Origin of the sequence: Janthinobacterium longum (genome assembly GCF_051380735.1) — a bacterium.
Classification (GTDB): Bacteria; Pseudomonadota; Gammaproteobacteria; order Burkholderiales; family Burkholderiaceae_D; genus Janthinobacterium.
The window spans coordinates 226,413-242,920 of sequence record NZ_JBNYXQ010000005.1 but is presented as its reverse complement, the minus strand read 5'-3'; the positions used below and the strand labels follow the sequence as shown (position 1 = coordinate 242,920).

General features: G+C 64.8%; 18 protein-coding genes. 10 read left to right on the top strand and 8 right to left on the bottom strand.

Going from position 1 to position 16,508, the window contains the following annotated elements; translation table 11 throughout:
• Positions 1 to 11: 11 nt before the first annotated feature.
• The 6 genes from ACQ4WM_RS15555 to ACQ4WM_RS15530 form a co-directional block, all read right to left on the bottom strand.
• Positions 12 to 1,007, bottom strand: a complete 996-nt coding sequence (locus ACQ4WM_RS15555) for an SDR family oxidoreductase (RefSeq protein WP_436547582.1) — start codon at positions 1,005 to 1,007, stop codon at positions 12 to 14.
• A gap of 105 nt (positions 1,008 to 1,112) precedes the next feature.
• Complete coding sequence (locus ACQ4WM_RS15550; protein WP_436547581.1) at positions 1,113 to 1,748, bottom strand: M17 family peptidase N-terminal domain-containing protein; 636 nt, start codon at positions 1,746 to 1,748, stop codon at positions 1,113 to 1,115.
• An 81-nt stretch (positions 1,749 to 1,829) separates the two neighbouring features.
• Positions 1,830 to 2,543: a hypothetical protein gene (locus tag ACQ4WM_RS15545; RefSeq protein ID WP_436547580.1), complete on the bottom strand. Its 714-nt coding sequence runs from the start codon at positions 2,541 to 2,543 to the stop codon at positions 1,830 to 1,832.
• Positions 2,540 to 3,106 (bottom strand): hypothetical protein, encoded by a 567-nt coding sequence (locus ACQ4WM_RS15540; protein WP_436547579.1) that lies wholly within the window; start codon positions 3,104 to 3,106, stop codon positions 2,540 to 2,542. Before ACQ4WM_RS15540 ends, ACQ4WM_RS15545 begins: the two co-directional genes overlap by 4 nt.
• Before the next feature lie 79 nt (positions 3,107 to 3,185).
• Entirely contained in the window at positions 3,186 to 3,473 is a 288-nt protein-coding gene (locus ACQ4WM_RS15535; protein ID WP_436547578.1) for a putative quinol monooxygenase, read from the bottom strand.
• Between the two features lie 85 nt (positions 3,474 to 3,558).
• Positions 3,559 to 4,131, bottom strand: coding sequence for an FMN-dependent NADH-azoreductase (locus ACQ4WM_RS15530; RefSeq protein WP_436547577.1), 573 nt, complete (start codon positions 4,129 to 4,131; stop codon positions 3,559 to 3,561).
• A 150-nt stretch (positions 4,132 to 4,281) separates the two neighbouring features.
• Between ACQ4WM_RS15530 and ACQ4WM_RS15525 the strand changes: the two genes are divergently transcribed.
• Positions 4,282 to 4,671, top strand: a complete 390-nt coding sequence (locus ACQ4WM_RS15525; protein WP_436547689.1) for a winged helix-turn-helix transcriptional regulator — start codon at positions 4,282 to 4,284, stop codon at positions 4,669 to 4,671.
• Positions 4,672 to 4,764: 93 nt separating this feature from the next.
• Here ACQ4WM_RS15525 and ACQ4WM_RS15520 read toward each other — a convergent pair whose 3' ends face one another.
• Positions 4,765 to 5,802: a helix-turn-helix transcriptional regulator gene (locus ACQ4WM_RS15520; RefSeq protein ID WP_436547576.1), complete on the bottom strand. Its 1,038-nt coding sequence runs from the start codon at positions 5,800 to 5,802 to the stop codon at positions 4,765 to 4,767.
• Between the two features lie 222 nt (positions 5,803 to 6,024).
• Between ACQ4WM_RS15520 and ACQ4WM_RS15515 the strand changes: the two genes are divergently transcribed.
• From ACQ4WM_RS15515 to ACQ4WM_RS15475, 9 genes are all read left to right on the top strand, one after another.
• Positions 6,025 to 8,034, top strand: a complete 2,010-nt coding sequence (locus tag ACQ4WM_RS15515; RefSeq protein ID WP_436547575.1) for a glycoside hydrolase family 3 protein — start codon at positions 6,025 to 6,027, stop codon at positions 8,032 to 8,034.
• 112 nt (positions 8,035 to 8,146) lie between these two features.
• Positions 8,147 to 9,961, top strand: coding sequence for a DUF885 domain-containing protein (locus tag ACQ4WM_RS15510; RefSeq protein ID WP_436547574.1), 1,815 nt, complete (start codon positions 8,147 to 8,149; stop codon positions 9,959 to 9,961).
• A gap of 80 nt (positions 9,962 to 10,041) precedes the next feature.
• Positions 10,042 to 10,359, top strand: coding sequence for a hypothetical protein (locus ACQ4WM_RS15505; protein ID WP_436547573.1), 318 nt, complete (start codon positions 10,042 to 10,044; stop codon positions 10,357 to 10,359).
• Between the two features lie 67 nt (positions 10,360 to 10,426).
• Entirely contained in the window at positions 10,427 to 11,089 is a 663-nt protein-coding gene (locus ACQ4WM_RS15500) for an ABC transporter ATP-binding protein (RefSeq protein ID WP_436547572.1), read from the top strand.
• Positions 11,077 to 12,282, top strand: a complete 1,206-nt coding sequence (locus tag ACQ4WM_RS15495; protein WP_436547571.1) for an ABC transporter permease — start codon at positions 11,077 to 11,079, stop codon at positions 12,280 to 12,282. The genes ACQ4WM_RS15500 and ACQ4WM_RS15495 overlap by 13 nt, the downstream gene beginning before the upstream one ends.
• 10 nt (positions 12,283 to 12,292) lie before the next feature.
• Positions 12,293 to 12,784, top strand: coding sequence for a DUF3299 domain-containing protein (locus ACQ4WM_RS15490; RefSeq protein ID WP_436547570.1), 492 nt, complete (start codon positions 12,293 to 12,295; stop codon positions 12,782 to 12,784).
• The gene (locus tag ACQ4WM_RS15485) at positions 12,781 to 13,218 is read left to right on the top strand and encodes a TlpA family protein disulfide reductase (RefSeq protein ID WP_436547569.1); all 438 of its coding nucleotides are present in this window, start codon (positions 12,781 to 12,783) and stop codon (positions 13,216 to 13,218) included. Before ACQ4WM_RS15490 ends, ACQ4WM_RS15485 begins: the two co-directional genes overlap by 4 nt.
• Before the next feature lie 76 nt (positions 13,219 to 13,294).
• Entirely contained in the window at positions 13,295 to 14,215 is a 921-nt protein-coding gene (locus ACQ4WM_RS15480; RefSeq protein ID WP_436547568.1) for an NAD(P)/FAD-dependent oxidoreductase, read from the top strand.
• Positions 14,216 to 14,274: 59 nt separating this feature from the next.
• A complete protein-coding gene (locus ACQ4WM_RS15475) occupies positions 14,275 to 15,714 on the top strand; it encodes an MFS transporter (RefSeq protein WP_436547567.1) in 1,440 nt (479 codons plus the stop codon).
• Here ACQ4WM_RS15475 and ACQ4WM_RS15470 read toward each other — a convergent pair.
• Positions 15,711 to 16,472 carry an SDR family oxidoreductase gene (locus tag ACQ4WM_RS15470; RefSeq protein WP_436547566.1) on the bottom strand — a complete coding sequence of 254 codons (762 nt, stop codon included), beginning with the start codon at positions 16,470 to 16,472 and terminating at the stop codon, positions 15,711 to 15,713. The two genes, ACQ4WM_RS15475 and ACQ4WM_RS15470, sit on opposite strands and share 4 nt — an antisense overlap.
• Positions 16,473 to 16,508: the final 36 nt, after the last annotated feature.

Here is a 16,508-nt window from a genome sequence, read left to right as displayed (position 1 = left end):
TGACGGGAAAATCAAGGCCCGCCATTGCCGCCAACGGCCGCATACACCTGTCCCGTCGCATAACTCGATTCGCCTGACGCCAGCAGCACATACACGCCCGCCAGTTCCGCCGGCTGGCCCGGGCGGCCCATCGGCGTGTCCTTGCCGAAGGTTGGCAGCTTGTCGGGCGGCTGGCCGCCGGTCACTTGCAGCGGGGTCCAGAAGGGGCCCGGTGCAACGGCGTTGACGCGGATGCCCTTGCTGGCCAGTTGCTTGGCCAGCCCCTTGCTGAAGATCATGATGGCGCCCTTGGTGGCGGCATAGTCGAGCAGGTTTTCGCTGGGATCGTAGGCATTCACGGACGCGGTGTTGATGATGGCCGAGCCTGGCTTCATCAAGGGAATGGCGGCCTTGGTGATCCAGAACATGGCGTACACATTGGTCTTGAAGGTTTCATCGAAGTGGGCGGTGGTCATGTCGGTGATGGAATCGACCGAAAATTGGCGCGCCGCGTTGTTGACGAGGATATCGAGGCCGCCCAGCGCGCGCGCCGCTTCGGCCACCAGCTTCTGGCAGAAGGCTTCATCCTTGATGTCGCCCGGTATGGTGACGGCCTTGCGGCCGGCGGCGCGGATCAGCTGCGCCACTTCGCGCGCGTCTTCCTCTTCGGCCGGCAGGTAGTTGATTGCCACGTCTGCGCCTTCGCGCGCATAGGCGATGGCGGCGGCGCGGCCGATGCCAGAGTCGCCACCCGTGATCAGGGCACGCCGGCCCGTCAGGCGGCCCGAACCCTTGTAGCTGGTTTCGCCATGGTCGGGGCGGGGATTCATCTTGCTCGTCAAGCCGGGCCAGGGCTGCTGCTGGACCGGAAACGGCGGTTGCGGATATTGGGTAACGGGATCGGGCGGCAGTCCGGCAGGGTGGGCAGAGTTCGATTGCGCCATCGCTGGCGCGACGACGGAGGCGAGGGCGCCGCCGGCAGCGGCACCAACGAAATGGCGCCGTGAGCGGTTGGTATTGTCATCCATGGTATGACCTTTCTTGAAAGCATGCGTGGCGAAGTTCTGGCCCGATCAAGAATGGAGGACGTCGCGGCCAACCACCGTTCGTTGGCTCACTTGTGATTGATTTTGCTATTTGGCATCATGCAGCCTTGCAAACGCCGCTGCAAACGCCAGAGCGGCGGACTCTACGCGCGGGGCGCCGACATCAAAGGTGCAGTGCTGCAGCAGCGGCCGGGTCGCCAGGCCCGTTTCGGCCAGCAAAAACTCGGCGGCCAGCGCGCCCAGCATGCCGTCCAGCATGACTTCGGGCATATCGAGCGCAGCATTGTCGGTGTGCCCGGCGTCGAGCACGCTGGGCGCAAAGGCCATCGTGCGCGCGCCGTGGCGTATCGCCTCGCGCATGGCCACCCGCGTGGCACGGCGCAGCACGTCCGACGTCAGCAAGCCAGGCTCGCCCAGGCCGATAACGAGCACCGCGCGCGGCGCCATGCCGGCCGGCGGCGTGGTGATCAGCAGGGTTTCCATCGGCTGGGCTTGAAAGGCGCCGCCGCGGCGCAGCCGTGTCAACTGGCCGCCCAGCGCCTGATCCAGGGCCAGCAGGCCGCCAGCGATGGGCGCGTCGCCAACTTCATGCTCGAACATGCAGGCGACGCTCAGGTCGACCTCGGCCATGGCCGGGCCCCAGGCCACCACGTCGAAGGTGACGCCGTGGGCAATGCCGATCGGGTGGCGCGCCGGGGAATTGGTGGGTTGATGGCTGGTCATGGCGGTGCTTCCTTGCGCAAAGAGGGTGCCGCCATCGTAGCTGCTTGTCATCTCTTGCACACCTGCCAGAAGGCAGGCGCGCTAGATGGTATTGCGCATCAAGCCCGCATGCCGCACGAACACCTGCATGGCCGGCATGGTCTGTTCGTGCAGCGCTTCGAGTTCCTTGTCGAGCGCGGGCGTGACCGTCAATGTGCCGTCAGGCTGCTTGCGCACGGGCAAGCCCAGTGCCTGCGCCATTTCAACGGGATAATTCGTGAAGTCGCCATACGGCCGCTTGCCGTCGACCGCCGGCGTGGGCCAATAGCCTTCGCCCAGATAGTCTTCGGCTCCCAGGCCCAGCATTTCCAGCGAGCGCCACGATTGCCGGCGCAGCAGCAGCTGATGGCGTTCGGTAAACGCAAAGCTGGCCTGGTCCAGCGCATAGCTGCCCGGCTTGAGTGTCGCCATCTGCATGAAATGGGGCAGCAGTTGCCCCGCCTCCATCAGGCGCTGCGCGGCCATCGCCGCATCCTTGCCGGCGGTAATCTGCATCGCCAGCGACAGGGTATCGCCGTCGCCCAGCGGTTGCGCCGGGTTCAGCATCGGCGCGCCGCTTTCCACCGGCGACCAGGCGATATTGAAGCGCCGTATCAGCGCCAGGTGCTCTACGTTGATCACCCTGGGCGCGGCCACTTCGATGGTGGCCAGGATGCGCTTGCGCACGGGGCCGGTCAAGCCGGTATCTGCAGCGCGCACCAGCACGGGCGAGCACAGCAGGGTACCGGCCAGGTGCAGCAACTGGCGCCGCTTCACGGTTTGATGGCGGCTTGCTGCTGGAATTCGATGCGGTTCTCTTTGTAGTCCCACTTGTTGTAGGGGCCAAAGACGCGGCGGTTTTCCTTGCTCTCGGCATTGGCCAGTTCGCGTTTCATGCGCCGCACCAGCGCTGCATCGGTCAGCGGCGCGGTGGTAGCGGCGAACACGTCGTGGCGCACACTCGCCTTGGCGTCGGCGCCGCGCGAAATAATCGTCAGCTTGCGCGAGGCAGGATCGAAGTACAGGCGCATGGCGAAGGTATTCATGTCCTGCAGGTACAGGCCGTCGTCGCGCCACTGGGCGTAGAAATAATCGCCGCAAACGGCCTTCGGTTCGCGTTTCCATTCGCACGACAGGACGATCAGCAAATGCTTGTCATCGAGCTGCTTGACCGCAATGCGGCCCTTGGAATAGCCCCAGGTGCTGGCCGGTACGGTGGTTGACGAGGCGAGATCGTAGTCGCCCACCAGATTGGGCATCGGCGCTTGTGCAAAGGCGCCAGGGCTGAACATCAGGGTGGCCACGGTGGTGGCGCTGCGCAGGATAGAGAGAGTAGTCATGGCGTATCAGGAGAAAAGTTGACACATTCTATACGGCAACCTTTCCGCTGGCGCGCGCGATTGACGCCAGCGATGACGCTTACGCCAGCTTGCTCAGTTCCGCCACGTTGATATTGACGACCTTGTCGCCCACGGCAGCGACCAGCGTCTTGAAATGTGGCGTTTCTTCATGCGCGCGCAAGGCTGCCTCGTCAACCCATTCTTCCAGCATGATAAAGCGGGTGGGAATTTTATTGTCCAGGTGCAGCTCGTACCGCAGGCAGGTGCTCTCGAGACGGCTGGGCGGCACGACCGATTCCAGCGCGGCGCGCACGGCGGCGATATGGTCGGCTTGGGCATCGATGGTGGCGACGACGATCAGGGTCATGGTGTTCCTTGTGATGAGGGTGGGCTTTAGAGCTTAGCGCATCTTGCGTTTTTCTGCCCAGTCCCCACGGCAATGGCCCGGTTCCCTATGCTGCCTTCAGCTGAGCGATCTGCTCGAACGCCGACGCCAGGGCCTGCGCGCGCACCTCGTCGCTGACCTTCAGGCCTTCGGCGCGCACGATTTCCAACTGGCTGACGCCGAGGAAACCGAAGTAGCTTTTCAGGTAATTTTCCTGGTGGTCCAGGCTGGCCATCGGCGTGCCGGGCGTGTAGATACCGCCGCGTGCCGAAGCGACGATCACGCGCTTGGCGCCCAGCAAGCCTTCGGGGCCGCTGGCGCCATACTGAAACGTCTTGCCCGGCACGGCCAGCGCGTCCAGCCACGATTTCAGCTGCGAAGGGATGCTGAAGTTGTACAGCGGCGCGCCTATCACGATCACGTCGGCGGCCAGTACCTGTTCCAGTGCGGCGGACAGCGCGGCGGCGTCAGTCGCGCTGAGGGCCGCCGTAAATTGCGGCAGCGGATCAAAGGCCAGGTCGCGGTAAGTGACTTGCGTGCCGGGCGCGGCCGCTTGCAGGCGGGCGGCGATGGCGGCTGTCAGCTGACGGGTGGTGGAATGGTCGCCCAGGATGCTGGAATCGATATGCAGGATATTCATGTGGAGCCTTGTAGTCGGGTCGATTGAGGGTGGTATCATTTTGTACCTGAGGCTCATAGTGATGAAAAAAAATTGAACGCACAAGAAGGCACTTTTTCCATACCCGGGCACATGGATGTAACCGAAGGCGGCGCGGCGCTGGAGCAGCGCATGCGCGCAGCAGGCGGCTACCCGGCCGTGGCGCACTCGTGCCAGCCAGCCACCGATATCCTGGCGCGTGTGGGCGACAAGTGGAGCGTGCTGGTGGTGATCTTGCTGGGTAACGGCACCAAGCGCTTCAATGAGATGCGCCGCCTCATCAACGGCATCTCGCAGCGCATGCTGACCCTGACCCTGCGTGGCCTGGAGCGCGACGGCCTGGTCACGCGCACGGTGTTTCCCACCGTGCCGCCCAGGGTCGACTATGCGCTGACGGACCTGGGCCGGTCCTTGCTCGGCCCTATCAGCGCGCTGGGCGCCTGGGCCTTTGGCCACCGCCAGGAAATCGACGCGGCGCGGCTGGCGTATGACATCAGGGCCGATACCGACTCATCGTCATAGTGTCAGGCAAGCGAGGCGAACATCCGGAAGCCATTCTGTGGTGGGCAGCCGGTTGTTGGCCGTATTGCGCCGCTAACGGGCTCTGGTTCAGGATCAGGCCCCGGCCGTATCCTGCCGGTAGCGCGCCGGCGGCAGTGCAAACTGGGTCTTGAAGAAGCGGGTGAACGCGCTTTGCGAGGAAAAGCCCAGGCGGTCGCTGATTTCGCCCACGCTCAGGGTCGTTTCGCGCAGCAGGCGGCGCGATTCGCGGCTTTTGGCGCGCAGTTCCAGCGCGCGAAACGTGGTCGCTTCCTGCTGCAACTGGCGCCGCAAGGTCCAGCTGTTCGTCGCCAGGCCATCGCACAGGGCAGGCAGCAGCGAGGCGCTGTCGGCCAGCTCGCTGCTGCCTTGCCTCAGCAAGTCGATGATGGCCTGTTCCACGCGGGCCGAAAACAGCTGCGCGCCGCGCAGCTTGTGCAACTGGGCCTGGGCCTGTTCCAGCGCGTGCGGCGCCAGCAGCGGGTTGAAATGCGCGCAGGGCGCGTCGAGCAGGCGCGCGTCGAAGCGCAAGGTATTGCGCGCCTGGCCAAAGCGCGCGCTGGCGCCAAAGCACTCGGCGACGGCGTGCGCAAACCACGGCGCCTTGCCCTGGAACCCGACATGAAACGCGGTCGGCGTGCCGTCGTCATAGGCGCGCGCCACCAGCGACAGCATCTTGAAATTGGCCAGCGCCTGCATGGCGCCGCCCAGCGTGCAGAATTCGGAAATGTATTCGATTTCGACCTGGCTGTCATTTTCACGCATCAGCATGAAATCGAATTCGCCGATCAGGCCGCGCAAGTGCAGCATCTGCTGCAGCGCGCTGCGCAAGGTGGGGCGGTTGAAGCACACTTGCGCCACTGCCGGGAAGTTGGCAAACCAGTGCTCGGGCGCGATGTCGAGCATGCCGCGGTGTGCCGGCAGTTGCTGGGCGTAGGCCACCATGCGGCGGTGGCGCTGTGCGTCGATGCGCCCGCCCGGGTCCTGCAACTGCGCTGGCGTGATGCCGGTATGGCGGAAGAAATCGTCCGGGCCGTGGCCATCGGCCTCCAGCGCCAGTGCACACTGGCGCGCGATATGGTGCGCCACTGTGCGGGTGTCGGTTTTCTGCATCTCTTGTCTCCAGTCTCTAGGGACTTGTTTGTAGTAATTTTTCACAAATACTAGCATTTTTGTTGGCGGTAGTTGGTTGTTGCACCTCAATGCAGAAAATTGTTCTCGCCGGTATAACCACTGTTCTGCGCGGTCAAAAACATGCTGGCATGACACGCTATATTGCGCTCGGGGCGGCCTCGATGCGGCCCCGCTCACTACAAAAACATACTGGAGACTGCCATGAACTGCACTATCAAACCGATGACCCGCGCGGTCGCCGGCGGCCTTGCCGCGCTTGCCCTCGCCGCCTGCGGCAGCAGCGATAACGACAGCCCCGGCTACACACAGCCCGTAATTGGCGCCACCACCTTCAATTTGCTCAAGGTCGACAGCTATACTTTCAAGGACATGAACCGCAACGGCAAGATCGACCCTTACGAGGATTGGCGCCTGAGCGCCGAGGCGCGCGCCGATGACTTGATCGCTCGCATGACGTTAGAGGAAAAAGCCGGCCTGATGATGCACGGCACGGCGCCCACGGTGGCGGACCCGACCGGCATCGGCCAGGGCAGCGGCTATGACCTGACGGCCTTGCAGGACCTGATCGTCAAGCAGTATGTCAACACCTTTATCACCCGCATGGCGGGCGACTCGGCCAATATGGCGGCCCAGTACAACAAGGTGCAGGCGCTGAGCGAAACCTCGCGCCACGGCATTCCAGTGTCGATCAGTACCGATCCGCGCCATCACTTCCAGTACACGGTGGGTGCCAGCGCTTCTACCAACGGCTTTTCGCAGTGGCCTGAAACCCTCGGCCTGGCCGCGATTGGCGACGACGCGCTGGTGCGCCGCTTCGGCGATATCGCGCGCCAGGAATACCTGTCCGTCGGCATCACGCAGGCGCTGTCGCCGCAGGCGGACCTGGCCACCGAGCCGCGCTGGTCGCGCATCAACGGCACCTTCGGCGAAGATGCCGACCTGGCCAAGCGCATGGTGCAGAACTATATCGAAGGCTTCCAGGATGGCAACACCGGCCTGCACGACGGCAGCGTGGTGGCGGTAGTCAAGCATTGGGTCGGCTATGGCGCGACCAAAGAGGGTTTTGACGGCCACAACTACTATGGCCGCTACATGACCTACCCGGGCAATAACTTCGCCTATCACGTGAAGCCGTTCGAAGGCGCGTTCAATGCCAAGGCCGCCTCCGTGATGCCGACATATGCCATGCCGGACGGCAATATCACCATCGACGGCATCACCCTGGAACAGGTGGCGGCCGGCTTCAGCAAGACCATGCTGACCGATCTGCTGCGTGGAAAGTACGGCTTCGAAGGCGTGATCCTGTCCGACTGGGGCATCACCTCGGATTGCGACGCCAACTGCCGCAACGGCACCGCGCCGGGCGTGGCGCCATCGTTCAGAGGCTTCGGCACGCCTTGGGGCATGGAAGACGCCACCAAGGCCGAGCGCTATGTCAAGGCCGTCAATGCCGGCATGGACCAGTTCGGCGGCGTGACGGAAGCGCCTTACCTGACCCAGGCGGTACAGCGCGGCCAGCTGACGGAAGCGCGCATCAACGCCTCGGCGCGCCGCATCCTGGTGCAAAAATTCAGGCAGGGCCTGTTCGAGCATCCGTTTGTCGACACCGTAAAAGCCGCCGCCACGGTGGGCAAGGCCGACTTCGTCGAAGCGGGCCTGGAAGCCCAGCGCCGTTCGCTGGTGCTGCTGGAAAACAAGGATAAAGTTCTGCCGCTGGCCGCCACTGTCAAAAAGGTGTATTTGTACGGCATCGACGCCGCCGTCGCCCGCCAGCATGGCTACACCGTGGTAGCGACCCCGCAGGAAGCCGATGTGGCCCTGCTGCGCGTGGCCGCGCCGTATGAAATCCTGCACCCGAACTACATCTTCGGCAGCATGCAGCACGAAGGCCGCCTCAATTTCGTCGACGGCGACGCCGACTACGAGGCGATCAAGAACGCGGCCCGCCTGGCGCCGAAAACCGTGGTCACCGTCTATCTGGATCGCCCGGCCATCCTCGGCAATGTGCAGGACAAGGCCAGCGCCATTATCGGCAACTTCGGCGTCAGCGACGGTGCGCTGTTCGACGTCTTGACGGGCAAGGCCAAGCCGCAGGGTAAGCTGCCGTTCGAGCTGCCATCATCAATGGCTGAAGTGCAGGTGCAGAAGTCCGATGTGCCATACGACACGGCGCGGCCGCTGTACAAGTTCGGTTACGGGTTGGCGTACTGATAAAAGAAAGGGGTGAGGCGGCCCGGCCGCCTTTTCCCTGCATTGACAGTGCTACTGCGCTCGCCGATACTGGCCGTTTCGTTCGCCGAGACCGCCAGGAAGGAAGCCCCCGATGTCCGTATCCCCGAAATTGCGCCAGACTGTATTTACGCTGGCGCTTGCCGCCGCTTTTTCCCCCACCGTTTTCATTCCCGCCATCGCGGCCACCGCGGCCCCTGCCGCCTCCGCCGCCTGGGTCGAGGCCAGCAACCGCAACGCCGCCATCGTGCTCGAAGCGCAGGCGACATTTTCGCCTGAAAACGCCTCCGATACGGGCCTGTCGCAATATGATGGGCTGGCCGCCGACCTGGGGCCGGATATCGTCGCGCGCCAGGTGGCGGCGCTGCAGCAGGCGCGCGGCAAGCTGCAACTGCAGCTGGAACTGGAGCGCGACGAGCGCATCCGCCAGGACCTGGAAATTCTGCTTGGTGCGGTCGACCAGGAAATCGCCGGTGCGCAGATCGACGCGAAATACAGTTTGCCGTGGATCGATGTGCCGCAGATGGTGTTCGGTTCCATGCAAAGCCTGCTGCAGGAACAGCGTCCGGCCGCGCGCCGCGCCAAGGCGCTGGAGCGGCTGCAGCGCTATGTGGGCCAGTTCAAGGGCAGCACGCCGATTACCGAGCAGGCGCGGGCGCGCTTCACGGAAAAAATCGGCCAGCCTGGCCTGGCCGGGCCGGTACGGCTGCAGGTCGAGCAGTCGCTGGAGAATGTGCCGACGTATATCGCCGGCATCCGCAAGCTGTTTGCCGACATGAAGATTGCCGGCGCCGAACCCGCGCTGGCGGCGCTGGAAAAGCAGCTCAATGACTATGCCGCCTGGGAGCGCGAAGTGGTGCTGCCGCTGTCGCGCACGGATTTCCGCATGGCGCCGGAGCAGTATGCGTTTCGCCTGAAGCAGGTCGGCATCGATATTGAACCGCGTGCGTTGGTCGAGCGGGCCGAGGTGGCCTACCTGGAAACGCGCGCCGCCATGCAGGCGCTGGCGCCGGTGGTGGCGGCCAGGCTGAAGCTGAAAGGCATTGATGGCAGTGATTACCGCCAGGTGCTGCGCGCGCTGAAAAGCACGGCGATTGCGAATGACAAGCTGGAGGCCCATTACAAGGGCGTCAATACCGAACTGGAAAAACGCATCCGCCAGCAGGGCGTGGTCGATATTCCCGCGCGTGCGATGACCATGCGCCTGGCCTCGCCGGCCGAATCGGCGGCCCAGCCGGCGCCGCACATGCGTCCGCCTCCGCTGATCGGCAATACGGGCGAGCATGGCCAGTTCGTGTTGCCGGTCGGTAACCCGGCTGCCAGCGGCAAGGGTGAGGCGTATGACGATTTCAACTTTGCCGGCGCTGCCTGGACCCTGAGCGCGCACGAGGGCCGGCCCGGCCATGAGCTGCAGTTCAGCGCCATGGTCGAACGCGGCGTGTCGCAGGCGCGCAGCCTGTATGCCTTCAACAGCGTCAACGTGGAAGGCTGGGCGCTGTATGCGGAAGCGGAGATGATTCCCTACGAGCCGGTCGAAGGCCAGTTCATCGCGCTGCAGTTCCGCATGCTGCGCGCGGCGCGCGCCATGCTTGACCCGATGCTGAACCTGGGCCAGGTCACGCGCGAAGAGGCGGGCCGCATTCTGACCGACGAAGTCATGCTGTCGAAACCGATGGCGCGCCAGGAACTGGACCGCTATACATTCAACGCGCCCGGCCAGGCGGGCAGCTATTTCTACGGCTACACGCGCATCCTGCAGCTGCGCGCGGAAACGGAACTGGCGCTGGGCGCGAAGTTCGACCGGCTGGCCTTCAATAACTTCCTGCTGGGCCAGGGCCTGCTGCCGCCGGACCTGCTGGCCAAGGCCGTGCGCGAGCAGTTTATCCCGGCGCAGAAGGCCAGGGGCTAAGGCCGGTGGCGCCGGTGCAAGCCGACTAAACCGCAACTGCCGGGCATGCTAGTATACGCAAATCAATTGCGTTTTTAGGCATGCCCGTTCTTATGGTTGCAAACGGTTCCTGGTACAAGCGGTGGCTGGCATGGCTGGTAATGGCCATGCTGGCGCTGCAGCTGTTCGGCCTGGGCCAGCACCATCACGCCATCGACAGTCACCCGCTCGATTGCGCCAGCTGCTTTGCCGCCAGCGTTCCGCCGGCCGACCAGCCATTCACGCCGCCGGTGCTGGTGCCGCTGCGCCTGCCCGGCAGCTATACTTTTTCTCCCGCAGTGCCGCCTGCCAGCGCGGTGCGGCGCAGTTTCCTGATTCCGCATGCGCATGGGCCGCCCGGCCCGGTCTCCTTCTCCTGATACCTCTACCACGTCCGCAGCGCACGTCGCCGCTGCGGCTTTGTTGTCATTGCTGATCGAGACCATTTTGCTGACCATCTCCCAACTGGAGCACCGCTACGGCGGTGTGACCGTACTCGCCATACCCTTTTTTGAACTGGCGCGCGGCCAACATGCGCTGTTGCTGGGGCCATCGGGCTCGGGCAAATCGACCCTGCTGCACCTGCTGGGCGCCATTCTGAGCCCGCAAACCGGGCGTATCGCCATCGACGGCGTCGACCTGGCGGCCCTGGCGCCACGCGAAGCCGATGCCTGGCGTGGCCGCCATATCGGCTTGCTGCCGCAGCAACTGGCGCTGGTCGCCAGCCTGTGCGTGCGCGATAACGTGCTGCTGCCCGCTTATGCCCGCGGCTTGCCTGCCGACGTCGAGCGCGCCCAGGCGCTGCTGGCCGGCCTCGGCCTGGCGGACAAGGCGCACGCCATGCCGCACCAATTGAGCGGCGGCCAGCGCCAGCGCGTGGCGATCGCGCGCGCCATGTTCGGCCAGCCGCGCTTGCTGCTGGCCGACGAACCGACCGCCAACCTCGATGACGCTGCCTGCGCCACGGTGGTGGCGCTGCTGGCGCACCAGGCCAGGGATGCCAACGCATCGCTCTTGATCGCCAGTCATGACGCGCGCCTGATTGCCGCCTTGCCCGGTGCCGCCATCTTGCGCCTGCCGGCGCGTGGGGAATTGCCATGCGCCGCCTGAACGCCATGACCATGGCGCTGGCCGCGCTGCGCCACAAGCCGCTGGCAACCTGTCTGAATCTGCTGCTGATGGCGATCGGGGTGGCGATGATGACGTTCATCCTGTCCGCCTCCAGCCAGCTGGAAGACGGCGCCATGAAGGACGCCAACGGCATCGACATGGTGGTGGGGGCCAAGGGTTCGCCGCTGCAGCTGATCCTGTCGTCGATCTACCATATCGATATACCGACCGGCAATATCCCGGCCGCAGCGCAGCTTGAGATGGCCGCCAACCCGCTGGTGGCCGAGGCGATCCCGCTGGCGCTCGGCGACAGCTACCAGGGCTACCGCATTGTCGGCAGCACGGCAGACTATATCCGCCACTACGGCGGTCAGGCCGCCAGCGGCGTGCTGTTCGGCGCAAGCATGCAGGTAGTGCTGGGGGCCGAAGTGGCAAGGCGGACAAAAGCGGCCCTGGGCGCCCGCTTTGCCGGTTCGCACGGCCTGGTGGCGGGCGGCGAAGTGCATGCCCATGCGCCGTACACGGTGGTCGGCATCCTGCAGCCGACCGGCACGGTGCTGGACCGGCTGATCGTCACGCCGGTGGCCTCGGTATGGCGCGTGCACGAGACCGACCCGGACGAGCCGCATGAACATGTCAACGCAGCGGAGCATGAAGTCACGGCGCTGCTGGTGCGCTATGCCTCGCCGCTGGCGGCCATCAGCCTGCCGCGCTGGGTCAACAGCCAGACCCGCTTGCAGGCGGCGCAGCCGGCACTGGAATCGGCCAAACTGTTCGAGCTGGTCGGCGTGGGCGCTGACGTGCTGCGTGCGATCGCCGCCATTGTGCTGGCGGTGGCCTGTCTGTCGATGTTTGTCGCCCTGTACCACGCGCTGGAAGAGCGCAAGACGGATCTGGCCATTTTGCGTGCGCTGGGCGCGCCGCCGCGCAAGCTGCTGTTGCTTCTGCTGACCCAGGGCCTGGCGCTGGCGCTGGGCGGCGCCGTGCTGGGCTGGCTGCTGGGCCATGCAGGCGTGGGCCTTTTGGGCGTGCTGATGGCAGGCCAGCAAAACCTGGCGCTGTCGGCCTGGAGCATCGACCCGCAGGAAGCGTGGCTGCTGCCGGCCGCCTTGCTGGTCGGCCTGGCCGCCTCGATAGTCCCCGCCGTGCGCGCCTACCGCACCGATATTGCCGCCACCCTGGCACACTCTTGAAGGAAACCCCATGAAATCATTGCTTGTCATGTTGCTGCTTGCCGCCGCTACAGCTCACGCCGCGACGCACGCAGCCAAAGTCACCACGCCGGCCAGCGCCGACCAGCCACCGTCCTTTTTTGCGCCACTCGAAGATATTCCCGGCGTACTGCCCTGGAGCCTGCTTTCCAAGGCGACTACCGTCAAGGCGAAAGGTGGGCGCATGGTGCCCAAATATACGGATGAAATCACGGCGCTGGACCAGACGGAAGTCAAGGTGCAAGGTTTCATGATGCCTCTGCAGCCGGGGCAGAAGCAGAAGCATTTCCTGCTGACGGTGACCTCGGCCAGTTGCCCGTTCTGCCTGCCAGCCGGACCGGAAGGGGTGGTCGAAATCAACAGCAGGACGCCGGTCAAATTCAGCTACGCGCCGATGGTCATGAGCGGCAAGATGACGGTGCTGAAAAGCGATTCGATGGGTTTGTACTATCGCATCAATGACGCCAGCCTGGTGGAGCAGTGAGCGTGGTATTGCTGGCAGCGGCCCTGGCGCTGGCAGTGCCAGGGCCAGCGCCAGGGCCTGACGTGAAGCTGCCTGCCCTGGCCGCCTTGCCCGGCCCTGTGCTGCTCAATTTCTGGTCCAGCGACTGCCTGCCTTGCGTGCGGGAGCTGGCGCTGCTGCAAGCACAGTCGCAGCGCTTGCCCGGCTTGCGCTTTGTCGGCGTCGCCATCGATGAGCGCAAGTGGGCGGCGACGTTTGCGCGCAAGGCCGGCGCGACGTATCTGCAACTGGCGGCGCCGGGCCGCCAGGATCTGCTGCGCCAGTTCGGCAATCCGCTGGGCGCCTTGCCCTACACGGTGGTGCTCAATGGTGCGCATCAGGTCTGTACAACGCGCTTGGGCGCCGTCGATGCGGCGTGGCTGGCTAAGGCGGCGCAGGCTTGCGTTTCTCTCTGATATTGCAAGTTGTTTGCGTTAAATGGTTTTATGTAATATCATTAGTTACATGAGATCACTTACCGGAGACCCACCCATGAGCACAGCACAATCACAACCGCTCTATGACGTCATCATCGTTGGCGGCAGTTACGCGGGCTTGTCCTGCGCCATGCAGCTGGCCCGCGCGCGGCGACGCGTGCTGGTGATCGACGCCGGCCAGCGCCGCAACCGCTACGCCAGCCACTCGCACGGTTTCCTGACCCAGGATGGCCGCGCGCCCTGCGATATCGCCGCCGAAGGCAAGCGCCAGGTGCTCGCGTATTCCACCGTTACCTGGCGCGAGGGCAGGGCGCTGCAGGCCTCGCCAACCGCAGATGGATACGCGGTGCAGCTCGACGATGGCAGCACCGTGCAGGCCATGCGCCTGGTGCTGGCCAGCGGCGTGGTCGATGAACTGCCACCGATCGAGGGCCTGCGTGAACGCTGGGGCGCCAGCGTGTTTCACTGCCCGTATTGCCACGGCTACGAACTTGATCAGGGCAGGATAGGCGTGATCGCCACCGGGCCGCTGTCGATGCACCACGCGCTGATGCTGCCCGACTGGGGCACGGTGACGTTTTTCCTCAATGGCGCGTTCGAACCCGATGCGGCGCAGCTGGCCGAACTGGCGCGGCGCGGCAGCACGGTCGAATCCGGGCCCATTTTGCGCATAGCCGGCTTGGCCGACGTGGTGCTGGCCGATGGCAGCACGCACGCCATGGCCGGCCTGTTCGTGGCGCCGAGTACGCGGCAGTCCAGCCCGCTGGCCGGACAGCTGGGCTGCGCAATCGATGAAGGCTTGACGGGCCCGGTGGTGCGCACCGACGAGATGAAGTCCACCAGCGTGGCCGGCGTGTTCTGCTGCGGCGACGCGGGCCGCGCGGCCGGCAATGTGGCGTTTGCCGTGGCCGACGGTGCGATGGCCGGCGTGGCGGCCCACCGCTCGCTGATGTTCGGCCTGCCGCCAGCTGCCTGACGCTGCGGTTTGCCGGGCATATTCGGCGATAATGGCGCCTGGACTTTTCAGGACCCACCATGAATGCTCAAGCGGTGCCGCCATCCGATCACCCCGACGCAGCACGCAAAGCTCGCTGGGTCGCGCTGCTGGTGGCCGGCGCCTTTTTCATGGAAAACCTCGACGGCACGGTGATCACCACCGCCGTGCCCGACATCGCCAGGTCATTCGGCGTGGCGCCGCTGGACCTCAATATCGGCGTCAGTGCGTATCTGCTGACCCTCGGTGTGTTTATCCCCATCAGCGGCTGGGTGGCCGAGCGCTTCGGCGCCCGTAAAGTGTTCGCGGCCGCGCTGGCCTTGTTTACGCTGGCGTCCGTCCTGTGCGGCATGGCCAACGGCTTGCTGGAATTCGTGCTGCTGCGCGCGCTGCAAGGCGTGGGCGGCGCCATGATGGTGCCGGTCGGGCGCCTGGTGGTGCTGAAAAGCACGCCCAAGGACAAGCTTATTTCCGTGATCGCCACGCTGACCTGGCCGGCACTGGTGGCGCCCGTATTGGGGCCGCCGCTGGGTGGCTTCATTGCCAGCTACAGTTCCTGGCGCTGGATCTTTTATCTGAATTTGCCCTTGGGCCTGCTGGCACTGTTTTTTGCCTGGCGCCTGATCCCCGATCACCAAACGCTTGAACGCAAGCCTTTCGACCTCACGGGTTTTTTGTACGCGGGCGGCGCACTGCTGTGCCTGACCTGGGCCGCGGAAGAACTGAGTCGTCCCCATGCGCCCTGGAGCACAGCGGGCCTGTTCCTTGCGCTGGGCGCACTGCTGGGCTTTCTGGCCGTGCGCCATCTGCGCCAGGCCGGGCATCCGCTGATCGACTTGCGTACGCTGGCTACACCGACGTTTGCCGTCGCCATCTACGGTGGCTCGCTGTTTCGCATGGCGATCGGCGCCGTGCCCTTTTTGCTGCCGCTGCTGTTCCAGGTGGGCTTTGGCCTGAACGCCTTTCATTCTGGCATGCTGGTGATCGCCGTGTTTGCGGGTAACCTGATGATGAAACCGGCCACCACCGGCATCCTGCGCCGCTTCGGCTTCAGGCCGGTATTGCTGGTCAATGGCGCCGTCAATGTGCTGTCCTTGCTGGCCTGCGCGTTTCTTGAGCATGCCACGCCGATCTGGCTGATCGCCCTGGTCCTGTTTATCGGCGGCCTGACGCGCTCGATGCAGTTCACGGCCTACAACACCATCGCCTTTGCCGACATGGCGCAGGCGCGCATGGCCGCCGCCAACACCCTGTTCAGCACCGCCTTCCAGGTCGCGATGGGCCTGGGCGTGGCGCTGGGCGCGCTGGGTGTGCGCCTGGGCCACTGGCTGGCGCAGACGGCCGGCATCAAGCAACTGCCTGCCGCCGAATTTCGCCTGGCGTTTGTGCTGGTGGCCGTGGTCAGCCTGCTGGGGATGATCGACAGCTGGCGCCTGCAGGCGGGCGCCGGCGATCATCTGTCGAAAAAGGCTTCCGCTTAGGCCGCGAAACCGCCATCGATCTTCAGGCCGGCGCCGGTCACGAACGCAGCTTCTTCGCTGGCCAGGTAGGCCACCATGCCGGCAATTTCTTCTGCGGTGCCGTGACGGGGCAGGGCCATCAGGCCGTGCATCAGGTCGGCGAAGTCGCCGGTGGGTGGATTCATGTCGGTGGCGACCGGGCCTGGTTCGACGTTGTTGATGGTGATGCCGCGTGGGCCCAGGTCGCGCGACAGGCCTTGCGTCAGGCCCGACAGTGCCGACTTGCTCATGGCGTAGGCAGCAGCGCCGGCAAACGGCATGCGGTGCGCATTGGTGCTGCCGATATTGATGATGCGCCCGCCCGACGGCATCAGCGGCACGGCCGCCTTGATGGCGACAAACACGGCACGCACGTTCACAGCCAGCGTCTTGTCGAAGTCTTCCAGTGAAAAATCGTCGATGGCGCCGGGCACGAAGACACCGGCGTTATTGACCAGGATGTCGAGCTTGCCGCTCACTTTGGCCGCATCAAGGACGGCGCTGGCGAGTGCTTGTGCATCGGCCGCATCGGCTTTCACCGCTTGCGCCTGGCCGCCGTCTGCCCGGATGGCGGCGGCCAGCGCTTCGGCTTCATTGCCCGAACTTTGATACGTGAAGACGACATGGGCGCCCTGGCGTGCCAGGCGGCGCACGATGGCCGCGCCGATGCCGCGCGAACCGCCGGTGACAAATGCGGTTTTGCCGGTGAATGGCAGGCTGGTGTGTTGAGTGGTAGTCATGATGGGCTTTCTAAGAGTGGCTAAGAAGTAGTCAGT

What these genes read in the sequence shown, in the direction of transcription:
- ACQ4WM_RS15555 (WP_436547582.1), bottom strand. Translation starts at nt 1,007, where the DNA reads ATGGATGACAATACCAACCGCTCACGGCGCCATTTCGTTGGTGCCGCT.
- ACQ4WM_RS15550 (WP_436547581.1), bottom strand. Translation starts at nt 1,748, where the DNA reads ATGACCAGCCATCAACCCACCAATTCCCCGGCGCGCCACCCGATCGGC.
- ACQ4WM_RS15540 (WP_436547579.1), bottom strand. Translation starts at nt 3,106, where the DNA reads ATGACTACTCTCTCTATCCTGCGCAGCGCCACCACCGTGGCCACCCTG.
- ACQ4WM_RS15535 (WP_436547578.1), bottom strand. Translation starts at nt 3,473, where the DNA reads ATGACCCTGATCGTCGTCGCCACCATCGATGCCCAAGCCGACCATATC.
- ACQ4WM_RS15530 (WP_436547577.1), bottom strand. Translation starts at nt 4,131, where the DNA reads ATGAATATCCTGCATATCGATTCCAGCATCCTGGGCGACCATTCCACC.
- ACQ4WM_RS15525 (WP_436547689.1), top strand. Translation starts at nt 4,282, where the DNA reads ATGCGCGCAGCAGGCGGCTACCCGGCCGTGGCGCACTCGTGCCAGCCA.
- ACQ4WM_RS15520 (WP_436547576.1), bottom strand. Translation starts at nt 5,802, where the DNA reads ATGCAGAAAACCGACACCCGCACAGTGGCGCACCATATCGCGCGCCAG.
- ACQ4WM_RS15515 (WP_436547575.1), top strand. Translation starts at nt 6,025, where the DNA reads ATGAACTGCACTATCAAACCGATGACCCGCGCGGTCGCCGGCGGCCTT.
- ACQ4WM_RS15510 (WP_436547574.1), top strand. Translation starts at nt 8,147, where the DNA reads ATGTCCGTATCCCCGAAATTGCGCCAGACTGTATTTACGCTGGCGCTT.
- ACQ4WM_RS15505 (WP_436547573.1), top strand. Translation starts at nt 10,042, where the DNA reads ATGCCCGTTCTTATGGTTGCAAACGGTTCCTGGTACAAGCGGTGGCTG.
- ACQ4WM_RS15495 (WP_436547571.1), top strand. Translation starts at nt 11,077, where the DNA reads ATGCGCCGCCTGAACGCCATGACCATGGCGCTGGCCGCGCTGCGCCAC.
- ACQ4WM_RS15490 (WP_436547570.1), top strand. Translation starts at nt 12,293, where the DNA reads ATGAAATCATTGCTTGTCATGTTGCTGCTTGCCGCCGCTACAGCTCAC.
- ACQ4WM_RS15480 (WP_436547568.1), top strand. Translation starts at nt 13,295, where the DNA reads ATGAGCACAGCACAATCACAACCGCTCTATGACGTCATCATCGTTGGC.
- ACQ4WM_RS15475 (WP_436547567.1), top strand. Translation starts at nt 14,275, where the DNA reads ATGAATGCTCAAGCGGTGCCGCCATCCGATCACCCCGACGCAGCACGC.
- ACQ4WM_RS15470 (WP_436547566.1), bottom strand. Translation starts at nt 16,472, where the DNA reads ATGACTACCACTCAACACACCAGCCTGCCATTCACCGGCAAAACCGCA.